General features: G+C 64.2%; 15 protein-coding genes. 7 read left to right on the top strand and 8 right to left on the bottom strand.

The window, feature by feature from the left end:
- Positions 1-57 precede the first annotated feature (57 nt).
- Positions 58-1,419, bottom strand: coding sequence for a glycosyltransferase family 4 protein (locus AUR64_RS16795; RefSeq protein WP_058583122.1), 1,362 nt, complete (start codon positions 1,417-1,419; stop codon positions 58-60).
- Between the two features lie 287 nt (positions 1,420-1,706).
- Positions 1,707-1,832: a hypothetical protein gene (locus AUR64_RS21285; protein ID WP_276203545.1), complete on the bottom strand. Its 126-nt coding sequence runs from the start codon at positions 1,830-1,832 to the stop codon at positions 1,707-1,709.
- On the opposite strand from AUR64_RS21285, the gene AUR64_RS16790 reads away from it, so the two are divergent.
- The 3 genes from AUR64_RS16790 to AUR64_RS16780 are packed head-to-tail and all read left to right on the top strand — an operon-like array spanning position 1,831 to position 5,227.
- Entirely contained in the window at positions 1,831-3,540 is a 1,710-nt protein-coding gene (locus AUR64_RS16790; RefSeq protein ID WP_058583121.1) for an asparagine synthase-related protein, read from the top strand. The genes AUR64_RS21285 and AUR64_RS16790 overlap by 2 nt on opposite strands.
- 5 nt (positions 3,541-3,545) lie before the next feature.
- Positions 3,546-4,661, top strand: coding sequence for a DUF1616 domain-containing protein (locus AUR64_RS16785; RefSeq protein ID WP_058583120.1), 1,116 nt, complete (start codon positions 3,546-3,548; stop codon positions 4,659-4,661).
- On the top strand, positions 4,661-5,227 hold the full coding sequence (locus AUR64_RS16780; RefSeq protein ID WP_058583119.1) for a metal-dependent hydrolase: 567 nt from the start codon (positions 4,661-4,663) through the stop codon (positions 5,225-5,227). Before AUR64_RS16785 ends, AUR64_RS16780 begins: the two co-directional genes overlap by 1 nt.
- Before the next feature lie 64 nt (positions 5,228-5,291).
- Here AUR64_RS16780 and AUR64_RS16775 read toward each other — a convergent pair whose 3' ends face one another.
- Positions 5,292-5,711, bottom strand: coding sequence for a hypothetical protein (locus tag AUR64_RS16775; protein WP_058583118.1), 420 nt, complete (start codon positions 5,709-5,711; stop codon positions 5,292-5,294).
- A gap of 229 nt (positions 5,712-5,940) precedes the next feature.
- On the opposite strand from AUR64_RS16775, the gene AUR64_RS20625 reads away from it, so the two are divergent.
- Complete coding sequence (locus AUR64_RS20625) at positions 5,941-6,084, top strand: hypothetical protein (RefSeq protein WP_155120641.1); 144 nt, start codon at positions 5,941-5,943, stop codon at positions 6,082-6,084.
- A 161-nt stretch (positions 6,085-6,245) separates the two neighbouring features.
- Here AUR64_RS20625 and AUR64_RS16765 read toward each other — a convergent pair whose 3' ends face one another.
- From AUR64_RS16765 to AUR64_RS16745, 5 genes are read right to left on the bottom strand one after another with little or no spacing between them, the layout of a single operon-like run.
- Positions 6,246-8,240, bottom strand: a complete 1,995-nt coding sequence (locus tag AUR64_RS16765; RefSeq protein WP_058583116.1) for a hypothetical protein — start codon at positions 8,238-8,240, stop codon at positions 6,246-6,248.
- A gap of 1 nt (position 8,241) precedes the next feature.
- On the bottom strand, positions 8,242-9,177 hold the full coding sequence (locus tag AUR64_RS16760) for a glycosyltransferase family 4 protein (RefSeq protein ID WP_058583115.1): 936 nt from the start codon (positions 9,175-9,177) through the stop codon (positions 8,242-8,244).
- On the bottom strand, positions 9,174-10,238 hold the full coding sequence (locus AUR64_RS16755; protein ID WP_058583114.1) for a DUF354 domain-containing protein: 1,065 nt from the start codon (positions 10,236-10,238) through the stop codon (positions 9,174-9,176). Before AUR64_RS16755 ends, AUR64_RS16760 begins: the two co-directional genes overlap by 4 nt.
- A complete protein-coding gene (locus AUR64_RS16750) occupies positions 10,235-11,323 on the bottom strand; it encodes a glycosyltransferase family 2 protein (protein ID WP_058583113.1) in 1,089 nt (362 codons plus the stop codon). The genes AUR64_RS16755 and AUR64_RS16750 overlap by 4 nt, the downstream gene beginning before the upstream one ends.
- Positions 11,323-12,669 carry a nucleotide sugar dehydrogenase gene (locus AUR64_RS16745; RefSeq protein ID WP_058583112.1) on the bottom strand — a complete coding sequence of 449 codons (1,347 nt, stop codon included), beginning with the start codon at positions 12,667-12,669 and terminating at the stop codon, positions 11,323-11,325. Before AUR64_RS16745 ends, AUR64_RS16750 begins: the two co-directional genes overlap by 1 nt.
- A gap of 882 nt (positions 12,670-13,551) precedes the next feature.
- Here AUR64_RS16745 and AUR64_RS21175 point away from each other — a divergent pair.
- From AUR64_RS21175 to glmS, 3 genes are all read left to right on the top strand, one after another.
- Positions 13,552-14,184, top strand: a complete 633-nt coding sequence (locus tag AUR64_RS21175; protein ID WP_058583111.1) for a DUF7344 domain-containing protein — start codon at positions 13,552-13,554, stop codon at positions 14,182-14,184.
- 256 nt (positions 14,185-14,440) lie between these two features.
- Positions 14,441-15,910 carry a helix-turn-helix transcriptional regulator gene (locus AUR64_RS16735; RefSeq protein ID WP_155120640.1) on the top strand — a complete coding sequence of 490 codons (1,470 nt, stop codon included), beginning with the start codon at positions 14,441-14,443 and terminating at the stop codon, positions 15,908-15,910.
- A gap of 1,023 nt (positions 15,911-16,933) precedes the next feature.
- A complete protein-coding gene (gene glmS / locus AUR64_RS16730) occupies positions 16,934-18,736 on the top strand; it encodes a glutamine--fructose-6-phosphate transaminase (isomerizing) (protein ID WP_058583109.1) in 1,803 nt (600 codons plus the stop codon).
- Positions 18,737-18,843 lie beyond the last annotated feature (107 nt).

Genomic DNA, 18,843 nt, shown 5'->3' with positions numbered 1-18,843 from the left:
CCGGGTCCATTACTATGGATTCGCTATGCGGTCGGCCCGCGGTTGCTTACCGACGCGCTAATCGCTGCGAACGACTGTTCGCTCCGTTTCGAACGTTTCAGTCCGTTCCGTCGGCGACCGACCGGCGTGGACATCGGCGTACAGCGCGCGGAACTCGGAGACGACCTGTTCGCGCGAAAAGCGGGCCAACTGCTCCGACGTCGCCGCCTGATAGCGCTCGTAGTCGTCTCGAAGCTCTCCGAACGCGTGAGCGAGTGATTCGGGGTCGTCGGACTCGAAGCGGACGCCCGCGTCGCCGACGATGAAGTCGGTGCTTCCGACGTCCGAGGAGAGTACGGGTGTCCCACTGGCCAGCGCTTCGAGGAAGACGCGGCCGAACGGTTCGTCGAGCAGTCCGGGGTAGACGAAGGCGTCTGCGGCGGCGTACTCCGCCGGCAGGTCGTCGTGGTCGACGAAACCCAACCAGTCGACGTGGTCGTCGACGCCCAAATCGCTCGAAAGCGAGCGAAGCGCGTCGCCATGGGGTCCAGCCCCGGCGATGCGAACTCGCACGTCGTAGCCCGCGTCGAGAATCGACGGCAGCGCCCGAAGCAGCACCTGAAACCCTTTGACGTACTTGAACGCACCGACGGCCAACAGGGTGAACGGGTCGTCATCGTCTCTCCCCACCTCGGGGTCGCCGCCGCGCTTGTACGCCTCGGGGTTCGAGACGGCGAACTCGCCGCTGTCGAAGTGCGGAATCACTTTCAGACGCTCTTCGGGGAAGCCGAACTCGGCGTAGTCGTCGCGCTGGTGCGGCGACAGCAGGTGGTACGCCGAAATCCCCTCTCGTGCGGCGATGGAGTCTTGGACGAATTCGAGTTTCGCTAGCGAGTCGTACGACGAGCGAAGCGTCGTCTCGACTCCTGATTTCCGGGTGTAGGCGCTCCCGGCGATGCAGGCCGCACATTTCGCTCGGCCGGAGCCGCCGCATTTCTCGCGGTCCATCCACATCATATCGCCTTTCGGACACACCGGTTGGTAGGAGTTCAGCGTCACCAGCGTCGGCGTCGACAGCGTCGACAGCGGTTCGATAAAGCCCGTCGAGTACGAGTGGACGAGGTCGTGTCGCTCCAATCGGTCCGTGAGGTCGTCGACCACGTCGATTTTCGTCAGCAGGGGGTGCGGGAGCTTCGGCAGGTCGTCGCGGACGACGTAGTCGACGCGGTCGGTTGCGGGCAACTGCGACCGGTCCGCCGTGCGCTGGCTGACGACGTAGACAGTCACGTCGTGGTGTTTCGACAGCTCACGGATGAGAAGCGCCGCCGTGTACGTCGCGCCGGTTCCGTCGAGGCCGGGGACTTCGACGGGGAGAAAGCCCACGTCGAGGCGTTCGCTGGCTGTTTCGGTGGAGTCGGTGGCCGAGGACTCGCTATCCACGGGTCGTCACCGGGGACAGGTCCCGACGGCGCTTGCGCGAGCAGGAAGGCTCGTACGAACGGGAGGGAGTCAGCGCACGCGCGCGGCGCTGGCGAGAGAGAGCAGTCATCGATGTGTACTGTGTCCTTCGTGGAGATTATTATGAACCGTATAAGCCCGTGTCAGCCCCCGAGGCGGCGGTTACGACACACACAATCGGACCGGTGAACTGGCTTACCCGGTCCATAGCAAAGCCCCGTCCGTTCGCAGAGAGACATATCCGAACCTATCGAGAGTCATGATATCGACTACCTCCCGCCCGAGTCGTCCCGTCGCGTCGGCGGCCCGTGGCCCATCCACCCCATCCCCAGTCGAACAGCGTCCCACACGCGTCCGTCGTTACCGGCGAGAACGGAGCGTGGGACAGTGAGCATGAAAAAGCAGTTCTTCGGTGTCTTCGGTGACGCCGACGAGTTCGAGCGCCTCCGCTCGCCACAGGAGTTCGACGCCGTCGTCGGCGGCGACGTCGCCACCGTCGGTATCCGCGACCCGGCGCTGGGCCACCCCGGCCGCAGCGACACGTACTCCGGTCCGAAAGGCGAGTGCGCGGTCTGGGGAGAAGCGTACGCCCCCGGCACCCACGCCAACGTCGCCGAGTGGGTACTCGACCGCTACGCCGAAGTCGGCCGCGAGGCGTTCTCGGAACTCAACGGTTCGTATCTCGTCTTCCTCGAACGCGACGGCGAGGCAGTCGTCGTCAACGACCCCATCCGGTCGTGGGACTGTTTCTACGCCGACACCGACCACGGACGCGTGTTCAGCACCGATTCGGCCGCCGTCGCCCGAACGCTGTCGGGTCACGCGGTCCGCCGCGACGCGCTCCTCGAGTTCCTCCACCTCGGCGTCGTGCTCGGTGAGAAGTCGCTGCTCGAACGGATGTTTCGGCTCCCCATCGACTCGGCGCTCACCGAGTCGGCGGTTCACGACCTCTCGCGGTTCGTCTACGAACCCAAGGAGTTCGACTACGTTCAAGAACTGGCCGACCGACTCGGCCGGGCGGTCCGCCGCCGCGCCCGTTCACCGGGACGCAAGGGCTTGCTCCTCTCGGCTGGTTACGACTCACGGACGGTGCTCTCGAAGATGCCAGAAATCGAGCACTGTTACACCGTCGGCCACCCTGAAGGCCAAGAAACCGACGGCGCACGAACGCTCGCCGCCCAGTACGGCGCAGAACACACCGCCTTCCGTCCGACGCATCGCTACCTGATGGCCGACGAGTCGAAAGTGCGCTACTCGCAGGGAATCAAGGAGTCGCTGCACATCCACCACGCCGGCTACACCGACGAGATGGGCGTCGACTCCATGTTCCACGGCCTGCTCTGCGACACGTTCCTCCGCGGGCATTTCCTCGCACAGGACGGCGTCGAACTCTTCGGAAAAACGGTGCCGTTCCGCCGCCTCGACCCGGACCCGGACCCCGTCGAGAACCTGCTGTCGAAACTCGGCTACATGCCCGAAGCGAGCCAAGCCGTCGCCGAACAGCTCGTCGGCCTCGACGTCGACCCCGCGACGTTCGTCAGAGATGCCGTCTCCCGCGAGTTCGAGAAGGCGTGGGACCGCGCCGACGGCGTCCAGAACGCTATCGACCTGACGGGTATCAGCAACCAGCCGTCGACGCCGTTCCGAACGCATCTCGCCGACAACTTCTTCGAGTCGTTCGTCATCGCCGACGCGGAACTGCTCGACTGGCACCTGACGACGCCGCCGCAGTACCGCAACACCGCGACGTTCATCAAAGCGCTTCGTCGTCTCGACGACGACATCCTGCAGAACCCGCCGCCGGACCGCCCGTACGACACCCAGATATTCAACCACGTCGAGGGGTTCCTCCGCCGGAAACTGCCCCTCGTCGAAGGTTTCGAGTCACCGTGGCCCGACCGCCGCGACATCTACAGCGAGTACGAACTCGACGACGTACTGTTCCCCGACGAACCGTACGTCCACGACCTCCCGGTGCGACACAAACTGCGCATCAACGACAGTTTCGGCTGGCTCGAACTCTGCACCGAGCGGTCGATTCGCCCCAAAGAGGTGTTCGCCGTCGACGAACGCGTCCCCGACGCCAGCAAACGAGGTGCCTGAACGCCGTGTCGCACTCCCCGTACTCGCGGCGTAGCCCGTGGTTCACCGACCTCGTCGCCGCGTTCGTGTTGCTCGGCGTCGCTGCTGGGGCGATTCACACGTCGCTTTCGGGGCTCCCGAGACTCCTCCTCACGCTCCCACTCGTGCTGTTTCTGCCGGGCTACGCGTTGGTCTCGGCAATTTTCCCGGACCGGAACACGAACTCACAGACCGCCTTCGACGACGCCGTCTCCGGTCTGCGGAACCCGCTTCCGACCGCGCGGTCGGTGACGGGGGTCGAACGCGTCGCACTCGCCGTCGTCGGCAGCGCGCTCCTCGTTCCGCTGGTGACGCTCGGTGTCCACTTCTCGCCACAGCCAATCGCGTTGCTGCCGGTCGCTATCGGCGTCGAAGGGACGACGGGCGTACTCCTGCTCGTCGCGCTGGTGCGCCGTGCGACGCTCGATGCGGACGAACGCTACGCGCCGCCGTATCCGACCGCCATCACCGGGTTGTTCTCCTCGCGGCCGCCCGAACACCCGCTGCGTGGGCGTGCGGAGGGTGGACGGCTCCCCGCAGTCGCGCTGGCGTTGAGCCTGCTCGTGCTTCTCTCGACGGTCGGCTACGCGGCGACGGTCCCGGCCGACGACGAGCAGTTCACCGAGTTCTACGTCGAAACCGAAGACGTCGACGGCAACACGCAGTCGATGTACCAAAACCAGTTCACCGCTGGCTCGTCTGCGAACCTCACCTTCGGCGTCGAAAACCGCGAGCAGCAGTCGCAGTCGTACACGGTGGTCGTGGTGAGCGAACGCGTCCAGACGAACGGCAACGAGACGACGGTGACCGAGTCCGAGCAGATTGGGTCGGCGGACCTCACGCTCGACTCGAAGGAGAACACTACCCGCGACGTGACGGTGACGCCGTCGATGCCCGGTGACGTGCGCTTCACGTTGCTGCTGTACCGCGACGGTGCGCCCGCCGAGCCGTCGGTGGAGAACGCCTACCGGAGTCTCAGACTATACGTCACCGTCTCCGGCGGCGGACAGAACGGCTCGCTCGCCTCTCCATCGGAAACCGACTCCACGCTCGTTGGTGACCCGCCAACCGCGTCGGCCGCACGGAGTACTCTCGCCCACTGATGTGGCCCTGGGAGCATCTCGCGTTCGGCTACGTGCTCTACTCGCTGTTTCGCCACGCTAGCGGCCGGAATCCGACCGGCCCCGAGGTGTTCGTGCTCGCGTTTGCGACGCAGTTTCCGGACCTCGTCGACAAACCGCTGTCGTGGACGTTCGGCGTGGTGCCGACGGGCTACGGACTGGCGCACTCTATCTTTCTCGCACCGGTGTTCGCCGCGGCGGCGCTACTGCTCGCCAAGCGATTCGGCAACGTGACCCTCGGCGTCGCGTTCGTCGTCGGCCACCTCTCGCATCTCGCCGGTGACGTCATCTACCCGCTCGTCGAGGGCGACGCGCTCTCGTTCGACCCGCTTCTGTGGCCGCTCGTCAACAACACCGGCGCGGCCCCCGAAGCGGGGTCGTTGGAGCTTGTCGTCTACTACCTCGCGCGCTGGCTGGTCGACATCGTCCGACTCGACGTGAGTCTCCTGCTCGCCTTCGAGTTGGCACTCGCGGCGTTCGTCTTCGGCCTCTGGGCGTACGACGGCTTCCCCGGCGTGAGAACCGTGGTTCGACCGCTGCGTCGGTGAGTGCGGCGTAGTTCGTTTCTGTCTCCTGTTTTTACGGACTGCACGATGCTGCGGACGCTCCGTCTCAGTCGCCACCGACCGGGGGTTCAGCCTCGGTGTTCGGCGACAATCCGCCCGTCTCGCCGCCGGTTCGCTCCAAGACGGCCATCGTGGCAGTCGTGTACGCCATCAAGCACATCCCTCCGAGGAGAACTGCGAACGCGAGTCGGACGCCAAACGACCCGGGTACCAGCGTATACACTAGATTGAGTCCGACTGCGAGGAGACCTCCACCGAGTGCGGTCCACCGTTGGTCTTCCCACGTTTCGCCCGTGGCAAAGTCGGGGTACTCGTGAGCGATGTGCAGCGTCGTTCCGACACCGACTGCCCACCCGAGGCCGCCTGCCGCCGCGAGCAGCAGCGGTCCACCGAGCCAAAAGACACCCGCACTGATTGCGCTCCCGACCAGAAACCCGACGAGAGCGTCACGAGTCGAGCGCTGCATACCAAACCACTGCGCCGCCGCCACTTAATATCGTGTCACGGAATCTATCGGTGTGGAGCAGACTCGGTACGGGACACTCGTCGCACTCGTCGGCGGCATACGGGTAATGCTCGTTTTCGCCCTCTGGATTGGCAGTTTCGTCCAGCCACCGTCGAACGCGACGTGAGTCGGTGCGAACGTCCAGTCGACGGCGCTGTGGCTGGCGCTCTCGTGGACTGGGATACTGCTCATGCAGTTCGGCTTCAGCATCCGCGGCGGCGACATCGAGGTAACAGACTCCCAGCAACACAGGCTGTTCGTCTCCGGGGCACTCGGACTCACCGTTCTCGGCGTTCTCGGGATGGTTGCGCTGTCGCTGCCGTTCGTCCTGTGAGTCAGTAGCGACGGCGATTGCAACGCCGACACTGGGAACCGGAAATCGAGAGCCGAGAACCGGCACTCTGGAATCGGGTGTTAGGGACCGAGAATCAGCTATCGAACGCACCAGCACTGACTAGAGGAACTTGTTCGACGCAGTCGAAGGAAGAAGAGCGCTCAGGAGTCGCTGTTCTCGGACGGCGTGACGCACATCGTCACGTCGCCGTTGTCGTACAGCGTACTCTGGCCGGGCCGACAGATGCGTTCCTGCGGGATGTTGCGCACCTGCCCGTAGCCGTCACCGTTCATGAAGTACGTCGTTCCATCGGATTGGAACTCGCGGTAGACGACTACGTCGTGGTCGACGGGTTGCCCGTCGGTGACGTTCGCGGTGTCGGCCGTATAGGCCCCCGTTCGCTTGAACACCGTCTGGTACGGATGGTCGGTCCGTAACTGTTGGTCGGGGCGAATCTCCATCGGTTCGGGGCCGCCGGTCATCTGCCCGATGGTGTCGACGGCGGCGACGGACTGCTCGTCGTAGCTCAGCGTCTCACCCGCCGGGAGTACCGGGTTGTCGAGGGTCCCGTTGCGCGAGACGACCATCGCGCCGGGGAAGACGAGCGCCGCGACGAGTAGCCCCGCGACGAGTATCTTCGCGTTGAGATTCGCCGCGAGGTAACGCACGCCGACGGCGGTCAGAATCGCCATCGGAGCGTACATGAACGCGAACCAGCGCTGGGGGATGAAGTTGCGGATGCCGAACATCGGCAGGCCCAGCGTGAACACGAGCATGATGGCCGTCCCGATGAGCAGCGTGAACACCGACTGTTTGGCGCGGTCACGGTGGACCACGTACAGACAGCCGACGAACGTGCCCAAGAGGAGCAAGAGGAAGCCCAGCACGTCGATGTAGCCCGCGAGTTCGACGAGCGGCGTCGACGCGCCCGCGCTCTCGCCGCCACTGGCGGAGGCAGCGCTCGCGCCCCCGGCGAGATTCCCGAACCCAGCGCTTGACGACACCGTCTCCGCGAGGAAGCTCAAGATGGTCTCCAGGAACGTCCCGCCTTTGTACGGCGTGAACGACCAGAGGAAAGTGATGAGTCCAACGTCGAAGACGACGAGGCCGAGGATGTTCACCGGGTTGCGCGCGCGGAACACGTCGGGGCGAAGCCGTGAGACGCGGTAGATACCCAGATTCAGGAGGAAGTACGCGACGACCGCGCCGCCGAAGACGACGAGCATGATGAACGACGACACCTGGTGGGTGAGGATGAGCGCCACCGACAGGCCGGCGAGGAGTGCGAAATCCCGCGCCGCGTAGTCGGTCTGCATCAGTCGAATCAGCGCGTACAACACGGCCAAGAAGATGACGAGGCCCATGCTCGTCGGGATGATGTGCATCCCCCACTCGATGACGTAGTCACCGAACGAGAAGAGTGCCGCCGCCAGCACCGCCCACCGCTCGGCGACGAGTTCGCGGGTCGCCATGTAGACGAGAAGCGGCGACAGCGGGATGACGAGACCCAACGAGAGATACAGCGCCGTCCGAAGCGGCACGTCGTAGATGAGCGACGACGACGCGACCAGCAGGTGGTACAGCGGCGAGACGTAGTGTTTGTCGTCGGAGATAGCGTCCAACGACCCCGCTTCGAGGATGCTACTGGTCAGTTCGGGCAGGTGCGTCCAGATGTCGATACCGATGAACCCGGGCGTCGTCGCGATGGCCGCAAACCGAACCGTACCGGCGACAAGAACTACTTGGAGAAGGAGTATCGAGGGATTGAACGCCTCCTCCTTGGCGAACAGAATTTGGGAGAGAAGCAACGTCCCGGTGACGCCGGCGACAGCGTAGAACGCGACGCCACGCTCGCCGGCCAGTACTGCGGCGAGCAACATTCCCGCGGTCCCGAGAACGACGACGCTCGGAAGCAGTCGAGAGAGACCGACCGGTAAGACGAACGCGGCCTCGTCGTTCTCGCCGCGACTGCTGTACACCGACAGCAGATACAGTATCGCCGCGCCGCCGAGGACCAACGGAATCGTCTCGACGTACACTTGCGAAAAGAGGAGTCGAAGCGGCACCATCGCAAGCGCGGCAATCAACGCGAGAACCGCCGCGTCGACGTCGAAGCGACGGGCGCGAAGCCAGTCGCTGACCGAACCCATACTCATCTCAGGCGGCCCCCTGCGCGACACACTCGTACAGCGAGGCGAGGCGCTCGCCCATCCGGTCGACGCTCACGTCCGGCGACACCGAGCGCCGGCGTTCTCTGTCCGAGAGGCTGTCGACCTCCGCGACGAGTCGGTCGAGACCGGACGCGAGTTCGTCGTTGGTGCGACCGACAGCGACGCCCGGTGCATCGCCGAACTCGTCGCGAACGAACCCGACGTCCGTCGACACGACGGGCAGACCGCAGGCGGCGGCCTCCTTGACGACCATCGGCCCGCTCTCGCGTTGGGAGGTGACCAACAGGGCGTCGCTGGCGTTCATGTAGTACGGCATCTCCTCGTAGGGGACGTTCGAAATCGTCCGGAGGGTTACGTCGGTGTCGGCCGCGTCGACGACGGCCTGTGCGCGCGGATAATCTTTCTCGTCGCGCGACTTCTCGTACGGAAACAGTGCGACTTTCTCACCCTCGTCCCAGCCGATTCGCTCTCTCGCTTCGGTGCGGTCGATGGGGCGGAATCGGTCGGTGTCGACACCGAACGGGAGATGGGTGTAGTTCTCGCCGAGATGACTCGCCATTGCGCGACTCGGGAGGACTGTCTCGTCGGCCGCGCGTGCGCCCATCTTGCTGATGTGGCGGAGCCAGCCGTACTCGCCCATAATGTCGGTCCCCCAGAGGGTGAGGACGAGCGGACGAGTCGGTTGCGCCAGCGCGAACGGGACCGTGAGGCCGTAGTTCGCGTGGACGAGGTCGTAGGAGTCCAGTCCTTCGGCGAGTACCTCCGGATAGTAGCGGAGGTAGTCGCGGACGGTTCGCGGGGAGTCGGGACTGTACTCGGCGGGAACCGAGACGACGGTACAGTCGACGCCCTGTGCTTCGAGCGCCTCGACTTGCTGTTCGAAAAACGAGCGCGTCGAGGTGATGAGTTGGAGGACTCTCATGCTGTGGCTGTGATTCGTCTGTCGCTGCCGCCGCCCGCCGACTCCAGTTGGTCGACGATGACGTCGGTCACGTCGACACGCTCTGCGAGCAGTCGGTCGCGGCGGGCGCGCCACGTCTCGGGGTCGACGTCGCGGCCATCGAGTATCTCGACGGCGTGGCGCAGTGCCTCTCGGTGTCTGTTCGGGCCGTTACAACTGTAGACGAGGTCGTACTCGGTGTCGAGTTCTGTGACGTAGCCGAGCGAGAGGCTGTTGACGTACACCGCAGGCGTCCCGAGCATCGCACACTCGGCGGCCGTCGTCGCCCCTTCGCCGACGTAGCAGTCGGCGTAGTACAGCAAGTCGTGCATCCGCTCGGGTGAGAGGTCCAGCCGGTGGCCCTCTACCTCGTCGTCGAGGTCCATCTCGGCGGTGACGAACACTTTCGTGCCCGTCTCCGAGAGTCGGTCGACGACCTCATTGATATCCTTGAACCCGCTTTGGCCCATGTCGTGTGAGGACCCCCAGTCGTTGAATCGGGTGACGACGAACGAGTCGTCCTCGTCCAAACCGAGGTCGTCTAAGACGGTGGGGTCCGGCGTGAAGCGGTCGGGGTGGAGGTAGGCGAGTTCGTGATAGCCCGGATATCGAACCTGCTTCGAGCCGATGTCGCCGACGTAGCACGACGGCGTGCAGACGGTGTGCGCGAACGGGTACGCGAGGTTCTTGATGATAGTCGCGTGTTCGGTGTCGTAGAAGACGACGCTCTTCGCACCGACCAGCGGCGCGACGTGGGCGGCGGCGACGCCGCCGATAGCGGTGATGACGTCGGGGTTCAACTCGCGTGCGCGACGGAGCAGTCGGAGTTCGTACGTCGCCTGCACCGCCGCGAGCGAGGCCAATCCGTGCGACTCGCCGGCGAGCACCTCGTGGTCGATGCCGTAGAGTTCGAGCAGACGGACCGCCATCTCCTTCTCGCGGGCGAAGACGTGGACCTCGTGATCCCGCGCCTCGAGTTCCTCGATGGCGTGCTTGAAGAAGTGGACGTGGCCCGGATGCTGGACGGTGACGGCGACTCTCACTCTCGGCGCACCTCCAACTCCTCGTTTTCCTGCATGTCGAACACCATCGCCAAGAGCATCGAGACGACGCCAATCGAGGCGAGAACGCCGCCGGAACTGTCGGCGTCGTCGGAGACGGCTCCTTTGAGCGAATCGAGCGCTCCAGCACCAGCGAGTGCTGCGCCAAACAGGTACAGCCCTGCGAGGGGGTGGAAATCGACGGTGAGGTACTTCACGCGGAGTCGCCAGAAGAAGTCCTTCGCCAACAGCGCCGAGAGGCGCGGGACGAACGTCTTGTACTCGATAGTGCTCTCCTCGTCGCCGTAGACGGCGGGAATCGCCACGTCGGCGACGCGGAGACCGTGGGCGTTGAGTTTGACGAGGACGTCGTTACAGAAGCCGTAGCGTTCGTAGAGGTTCTGATACTCGATGGTCTCCAGCGCCTCCCGCGAGATGGCGGTGTAGCCGTTCTGGGGGTCCATCGTCTTCCAGTAACCGCTCGACGCCTTCGTCAGCAGGGTCAGAAGCCAGTTGCCGAACGAGCGCCACGCGCTCATCCCGTTGCGGTACTCGCGGTAGCGGAGGCGGTTGCCTTTCGCGTAGTCAGCGTCGCCGGAGACGACGGGGTCGATGAGGCGGTCGAGTTTCTCGGGGTCCATCTGTCCGTCGCCGTTCATCACCGCGACGACGTCGATGCCGTCGGCGAGTGCGCGCTCGTAGCCGGTTTTGATTGCGCCGCCGACACCGCTGTTCTCTTCGAGGCGGATGGGGACGACGCGTTCGTCGAAGGCGGTCGACGACCCGAAGCCCCCGAGTTCCTTCTCGTCGGTGTTGTCGGCGTCGTCGGCGTCGGTCGACGACTCGGCCGGTCGGTGCAACTGGGCGGTTCCGCCGTCGGTCTCGACGAGACGACTGCGCTCGCTGACGTGGGCGACGTTCGCGCGCTTGGCGTGCCGCTGTATCTCTTCCCACGTACCGTCGGTCGACTGGTCGTCGACGACGTACACCCGGTCGACGAACGCCGGCATCGTGTCGATGACGTCGCCGACGAGTCCCTCCTCATTGTAGGCGGGGACGACGACGCCGACTCTCGAATCCCGGTACATCAGACCCTCCGGTAGGTGAAGCCGTGTCCGACGACTTCCTCGGCGTCGAGTTCGCCGCAGACGTCGAGTAAGAACGGGTCGTCGTTCATCTCTTCGCGCGCGGCGTCCAAGTCGAGGCTCTCGAACACGTCGTGCGGCGTCGCCAGCACGATACCGTCGGCGTTCTCGAACGAAGGCTGGTCCATCACGTCGATGCCGAACGCCTGACTCGTCTGTTCGGGGTCGGCGTAGGGGTCGAAGCCGAGGACGTCGACACCGTACTCCTGCATCGTGTCGATGACGCCGTCGACTTTCGAGGTGCGGATGTCGGCGACGTTCGGTTTGTAGGTGAGGCCGAGCACGACGACGCGACTCTCGCCGAGGACGTTCCCGCAGTCGTTGAGCGTCTTCAGCGCGAGTTCGGAGACGTGTTCGGGCATGCGGCGGTTCACGTCACGTGCCTTCAGGGTTAGTTCGGGGACGTACCCCTCCATCTTCGAGCGGTACGCGAAGTAGAACGGGTCGACGGGGATGCAGTGACCGCCGACGAGACCGGGCGAGTAGTCGTGGAAGTTCCACTTCGTCCCGGCGGCGTCGAGTACTTCCTGAGTGTTGATGCCGATGCGGTCGAAGGCGACGGCGAGTTCGTTCATCAGCGCGATGTTGAGGTCACGCTGGACGTTCTCGACGACTTTCGACGCTTCGGCGGCCTCAAGCGAGGAGGTCCGGTGGACGCCGGCGTCGACGACGCACTCGTAGAGGTCGGCGACGTCTTCGAGAACGGCCGGGTCGTCGGCACCGACGACTTTCACCACGTCGCGGAGGCCGTGTTTCTCGTCGCCGGGCGTCGCACGCTCGGGCGAGTACGCGACGAAGAACTCCTCGCCTTCGGTGAGACCGGAGGCCTCTTCGAGCGCCGGCGCGAGGACGCTTCGGGTCGCGCCGGGGAACACCGTCGATTCGAGGACGACCGTCGTGTCGGGCGTCATGTGTTCGCCGACCGTCTCGCCGGCGCTCTCGACGAATCGAAGGTCGGGGTTCTCCATCTCGTCGACGGGCGTCGGAACGGTGACGATGACGTAGTCGGCGTCCGTGATGGTCGCGGGGTCGCTCGTGAACTCCACGTCGCTGTCGGCGACGACGGCGTCGCTGAGGTCACCGGTCGTGTCGACTCCCTCACTGAGCGTGCCGATTTTGTCGTCGTCGATGTCGTAGCCGATGACCTGCTGGTCGACTCGGTCGAAGTGAACGGCCAGCGGAAGACCGACGTAGCCGAGGCCGACGACGCAGATGGTCTCGGTTCGGCCGACCGGTTCGACGTGTCGGCTCTCGCCGTGACGGCGCGCACCGGTCAGTCCCGAACTCATCGCTGTTCCTCCGTACGGGGGACTCGTCCCTGTTCAACCGTGCAGTTCCGTCCGTCGTGACGAAGCGTCTGTGTCTCGCTCATGTGGGTGACCTCCCACCTGCGTAGACCGCAGGCGGGCTTCGATTCTCTCGTATCACTATCCCTGCTTTATTATAGAGCGAGTAAGCGAAATCCGCGACTTTCCGCCTCGTGAGACGGTCAATATCGCCTACCTCGGCGGGTTTCGCGCCTCTACCGGCCGTTCTCCTCTTCCGTTCCACCGACTGTTTCGTCTCTCCACCCGTTTAGGAGGTGCACAAGCGCTCTCGCGGCAGTTGAGCGGGACGAGAGCGTTCTCCGTTCGACGAGTGACAGAACACCGGAACGACGCCCCGTATCAACGAATCTCACTGTTTTAGAGTTTGTGTCGCGTATAACAATGAGGGTTACCGCCCTCTCACAGAATGCGGGACGACCCCCGCGAAGCGATGAAGCACGATACGACCCCACGTCGACTCGACGCTGCCGACGGCATCGCCCCGGTGCCGGCAGCGAGCCGAGTCCCAGACGACCCACGAGGTGACCGAATAGCGCGGAACTGAGACAGTCGAACGGGCGCTGAGCCTCCCGCCGAGACTCCCCACGTTCGGCGGCGTGGCGAGTGACTGTCACCCCTCTTTCGACGCCCGTTCTACCAGATTGGTTACTGTTTCTGAGAGCGACTGCCGCTCGCGTGGCCGACGACGTATCAGAAGTACGATTGGTAATCTGAGAACGGTCAAAACAGTCGTATACAACGGTATGAAACAGTCTGCAACAGTTCGCCGGACCGTTTGCAACAGTTGCGACTATCGATACGGACATCCTGATTTATTACTCCCCCAGGGTTTGTACCTGGCACATGACAGTCACAGAGTCCGATAACACGGCCCCGTTCGAGCCCCCCCAACTGGACACCGAAACCCCCCTCTCGAAGGACCAGTTGTTCCACATCCTCCAGAACCGCCGCCGCCGCGACGTCCTCTGGTACCTCCGCGGTACCGAAGGCTCGGTTCGCATGCGCGACATCGCAGAACAGGTCGCCGCCTGGGAGAACGACACCACCGTTGAAGCGTTGATGTCCGACCAGCGCCAGCGCGTATACATCGCTCTCTACCAAGAACACCTGCCGAAACTCGACGAAGACGGCGTCATCGACTACAACAAGAGCCGGGGTATCGTCGAACGAAACGACGTCGCCGACCAGTTCGACCCCTACCTGACGAACGAGATCGTCGAGGAGGCCACCCCATCTGGCCCCGCAACCCCAGGGGTCCAGGCGTCAGAACCGGCCTCCTGGCAGAAGTACTCGGTCGGTGTTTCGGGAATCGGTGCACTCGCACTTCTCGGAATCACCTTCGACGCCCCCGTACTCGGTGAATCCGGAACGCTCGCAGTCGGCATCATCGCGGTGATACTCGCAATGGTCACGTTGGCGTACGCTCTCTCGGGATACTCCCAGGCGATTCCGTCCGCGAACGGTAACGGCGAGTAAGCGTTCGGCCCGCGGTGTCGACTCCCCCCATCCCCGCACCCGGCGTCGTATACGAATTTCGTCAAGAAACTGCAAATCTTCGGTAGCTTCAATGACTTGTTACCGGACGAGTCGGACCTATACGCCGTGTCCGACACGATACGTGAAATCTGTCATTGGCCCAAATTTGCATAGGCAATGAGACATTACAACATCGAAAGAACTACGTTCGGCATCCGCCGACCTCTCGTATCCACCACTCGAGGGAGAGTGTGACGTGACGCAATCGAATCATCGAGTCGCCCCGCCGATGTTAGCCCTCCTCTTGGTCCTCGCGGGCATCGTTTCGCTCGCAGCGGCGACACCGGTTGCCGCCTCGGACTCCGTACTCACGAGTGCGAACTCCTCGATGGAGGGTATCTCGCTCTCCGACGAGGGAAGCATCCAGCAGGGAGACAACCAGACCTACGTCTGGCGAAACGAGTCGAGCACGCTCTCCACGCGCTTTCACAACGCCGGGAACAGTTCGCTGTACGAGTTCTGTGCGTACGTCGAAACCGACGACGGAAAGCGAGTCTCACTGGACTGCCAACAGCTAAACGTCGACCCCAACGGTTCGCGCAAGGTCAAGTTCGACTTCGAGCGCTATCCGCCGAGCGTCTCCGGCGAGCGAAACGTCTCCATCGTCGCCACCCGTGGCTTCGGCAACCAGAAAGCCGTCGCCGCGACGACCACGACGTACACGTTCATCGAGCGAACCGGCGACTACGACGGTGACGGCCTGACCAACGACCGGGAGGTCGAACTCGGAACGGACCTCGACTCGCGCGACACAGACGGAGACGGCCTCTCAGACGGTACGGAAGTCGACGACCACGACACGGACCCGTTAGACCCCGACAGCGACAGTGACGGGCTCAGAGACCAACAGGAGATAATCCTCGGGACCGACCCGCTGGGTCCCGACACCGACGGTGACGGACTGCCCGACGGGGCGGAAGTCGACGACCACGGAACCGACCCGATGGACCCCGACTCCGACGACGACGGCCTCACCGACAGCCAGGAACTCGCGCTGGAAACCAACCCACAGAACGAAGACTCCGACGCCGACGGCCTGTTCGACGGTGCGGAGGTCGACAGACACAACACGGACCCGTTGGCGGCCGACACCGACAGTGACGGTCTGAGCGACAGAGTCGAAATCGAACGCCACGACACCAACCCGCTGCGGGTCGACACCGACGACGACGGACTGGCCGACAGACAGGAAATCCTCCTCGGGACCGACCCGACCAACCCAGCGACGACCATCGGATTCGCCGGGTTGGCAGTGGCCGTTCTCGCCGGACTCGGCGTCTGGTACCGTCGGAGTCGGTACAGCGTCGTTACGGTGGTCCGCAGACACGGCAGCGACATCGTCAGAACCGTGAAGACGGACGACGACGCCGACGAACGCGTAGCGGCGTCCGACCCCGAAGTCGAGGAGCGGACAGACGCACCGCCGGCCGAGACACAGGTTCCGCTGTCGGACGACGGCCGCGTTCTCAAGATGCTCCACGAGGAGAGCGGCCGGTTGCGACAGAGCGAAATCGTCGACCGGACCGAGTGGTCGAAGTCGAAAGTCAGCCGCCTCCTCTCGCGGATGGAAGAAGAGGGCAAGCTGACGAAGATAAACGTCGGCCGCGAGAACGTCATTGCGCTCACCGACGAGACGCCCGACTGGGCCGACTCCGCGCTTCGGTAATCGCTCCGGCGGTACAGCGCCGCTGTGCCCCATCACCGTATCCGTTGCCGTGCCCGTTGTCGCCGGCTTCGACCCCGATGGTCGGGTGTTTTGCGGACGTACTTTTACTACAGCCGTAGACGACGCTGTCCGCGTGGCTGTTCTAAACTGCCTTCCGAGCAGGTACCGCCGTCTCGTCCGATTCCCTGCGAACGAGAGTGCAGTTCTCTATCGGCTCTCGACGCTGGCTGTCTCCTATTCTCATCACAGTACGTCGGGCCGCGCGCACCCTCTCGGAGCGTCAGTGCGCAACTCACATACCGGTGCCCAGCACTCCACATCCCGGTCCCACGACTCCGATTCGCCTCTCCGGGCGAGCCGCACAGAACGACTCGATGGCGTTTCTCCGGACTCAGTGTTCACGGACTGCCGTCGCTTCGGCGAGGATTCGACCGCGTGTGCTGTGGCTGTGACCCCGACAACTCCGAGGCCCTCACGCGGCGACGACGGGCGTCAACACGGCAGTTGGTCGTTCCCGGCGAATCCGTCGGCCGGTACTCTTCTCGTGCCTTCTGGTGCCTTTTCGTGTCCGTTCGTGTCTCGGAGAACGTCTCGAACCCCTGTGTCGGTCGACGCGCCCGAGACGTTCTTCGGAGATGAGTCCGTCACGTCAGTACCGTTCGACGAGCAGTCAACAGAGCAGAGAAGGAAAGCCGCTGCTCGCGGTTGGTCACTCGCCGTCTCTGACACCATATCTGACAGTCGTCACAAGCCGTTCGAACCGGCCGTTTCGTCGGTGTTTTCGGGTCGATACGCACTCTATCCGGCCCGGCCTGTGACCGCTGTGTCTGACGTGGTTGTAACTGTTGCACGTTGAAACGGTCTTTAGCGGCGAAATAAGTCTCCGATTACCCCGTTCATAGTAAACCATACAGAGTAGGAGATGTGAATATGGTCCGCCACAGTTCCGCCCTATCGGGACGCAGTACCGAACGCAATCGCTGTACCAGCCCTCCGGTCCGACCTACCGTGGAGGAGATGTAGATGTGCGGTATCATCGCCCGAGTCGGCCGCTCTGACTCCGTCGGAGCGCTCGTCTCCGGTCTGGAGAGCCTCGAATACCGCGGCTACGACTCCGCCGGCGTCGCCGTGAAAAACGGCACTGGCATCAAAGTCCACAAGCGCTCCGGCAAAGTCGCCGAACTGAAAAGCGCCATCCGCGGGTCGGAACCGAACGGTAACGTCGGCATCGGTCACACCCGCTGGAGCACCCACGGGGCACCGACCGACGACAACGCGCATCCGCACACCGACGAGTCGGGTCGCGTCGCCGTCGTGCACAACGGCGTCATCGAGAACTACGAGGAACTGAAGGCGAGTCTCGAAGCCGAAGGCGTCGAGTTCGTCTCCGACACCGACACGGAAGTCGTTCCTCACCTCATCGCCTCCCACCTCGCGGAAGTCGGCACGCCCGAAGAGGCGTTCCGCCGCGCAGTACAGGAACTCGACGGCAGCTACGCCATCGCGGCTATCGTCGACGGCTTCGAGGCCGTCTACGCCGCCCGACAGGGGTCGCCGCTCGTGCTCGGTCTCGACGACGGCGAGTACTTCCTCGCCAGCGACGTGCCCGCGTTCCTCGAACACACCGCCGAGGTCGTCTACCTCGAAGACGGCGACATGGTCGTCGTCGAACCCGACAGCGTCTCGATGACCACCGTCGCCGGCGAACCCGTCTCCCGCGACATCGACACCGTCGACTGGGACCCAGAAGACGCCGGCAAAGGCTCCTACGACCACTACATGCTCAAAGAAATTCACAACCAGCCCACCTCGCTGGCAAACACGGTCGAAGGTCGAATCGAAGACGACGGCGTCTCGCTCACCGAACTCGATACGTTCGACGGTGTCACCGACGTCCAGTTCGTCGCCTGCGGCACCTCCTACCACGCGGCGCTGTACGGTGCCCGACTGCTCAACGCCGCCGGCGTCCGCGCCCGCGCCTTCCGCGCGAGCGAGTACGGAACCGCCGACCCAATCACCGACGAGACGCTCGTCGTCGCCGTCACCCAGAGCGGTGAGACGGCCGACACGCTCGGCGCACTCGAACGCGCCGAGGCCGAAGGCGCTCGAACTGTCGCCGTCACCAACGTCCAAGGCTCAACCGTCTCCCGCGAGGCCGACGAGACGCTTCTCGTCCGCGCCGGCCCCGAAATCGGCGTCGCGGCGACGAAGACGTTCTCCTCGCAGGTGGCCGCACTCTGTCTGCTCGGCCACCGTATCGGCGAGGACGTCACCGGCGACCTGCCGTGGGACGACCCGACGACGTTCTTCGAGTCGCTGCGCTCGCTGCCCGAGAACGTCCGCGAGGTGCTCGACGGCGACCGCGCCCACGAACTCGCCGACCGCTACCTCGGCAGCGAGGCGTTCTTCTTCATCGGCCGCGGCCTCGGCTACTCGGTCGCCGTCGAAGGCGCGCTGAAGTTCAAGGAAATCACGTACGAACACGCCGAAGGGTTCGCCTCTGGTGAACTCAAACACGGTCCGCTTGCGCTCGTCACTCCCCAGACCCCGGTGTTCGCGGTGTTCACTGGCACCGACGACCAGAAGACGTTGACGAACGCCAAAGAAGCCCAGACCCGCGGCGCGCCCATCGTCGCCGTCGCACCCGAGGGACATCCGGCCGTCGACGCCGCCGACGCGCACCTCCCCATCCCCGACACGGACCCCGCGCTGGCCGGCCTGCTCGCCAACGTTCAACTCCAACTGGTGTCGTACCACACGGCGAACCTGCTGGGTCGCTCCATAGACAAACCGCGGAACCTCGCAAAGAGCGTCACTGTCGAGTAGGCGCGACTCGCAACCGCGGACCACCCCTTTTTTGACGCCCGGTGGTCTCTCGACCACCGAGTTCGTCGTTCGCTCGACCGGAGCGATGGTTCTGAACTGCTGTGGCT

Origin of the sequence: Haloprofundus marisrubri, from assembly GCF_001469955.1 — an archaeon.
GTDB classification, from domain to species: domain Archaea; phylum Halobacteriota; class Halobacteria; order Halobacteriales; family Haloferacaceae; genus Haloprofundus; species Haloprofundus marisrubri.
This window is presented reverse-complemented; position numbering and strand designations above follow the sequence as displayed.